This window comes from Nocardioides abyssi (genome assembly GCF_030412915.1).
Taxonomy (GTDB): Bacteria; Actinomycetota; Actinomycetes; order Propionibacteriales; family Nocardioidaceae; genus Nocardioides; species Nocardioides abyssi.
Genome location: NZ_JAUHJR010000186.1, coordinates 1 through 276, shown reverse-complemented (window position 1 = coordinate 276; position 276 = coordinate 1). Strand labels below are relative to the sequence as shown.

General features: G+C 45.3%; 1 protein-coding gene. It reads left to right on the top strand.

All coding sequences use genetic code 11. The features are described 5' to 3' along the window. Window positions 1-276 (top strand): hypothetical protein (locus tag QWY29_RS20435; protein WP_300963057.1); only part of this gene is annotated, 276 nt, incomplete at both ends.

Here is a 276-nt window from a genome sequence, read left to right as displayed (position 1 = left end):
AAGGAGAAGAAGAAGATTCCAGTATTCTCGAGCTGCATTCTGACATGGACATTAAACTTGACGAATCGGACATTTTGGCTCCCGTTCCGGAAAAGTCCAAATGGGAGGTGGACGAAGACGGTCAACTCCAAAGCAGCCCCAGTGATCCAAAGGAGATAAATGACTCAAAGAGTAAAGTATCTAGCGAGGTTCTGAAGCGAGCCGAAAATGTTATATTTGCTCGAGCCATAAACTCCATACGACCGATTGAGATTAAAAAAGGTACCGGTGAGCGAG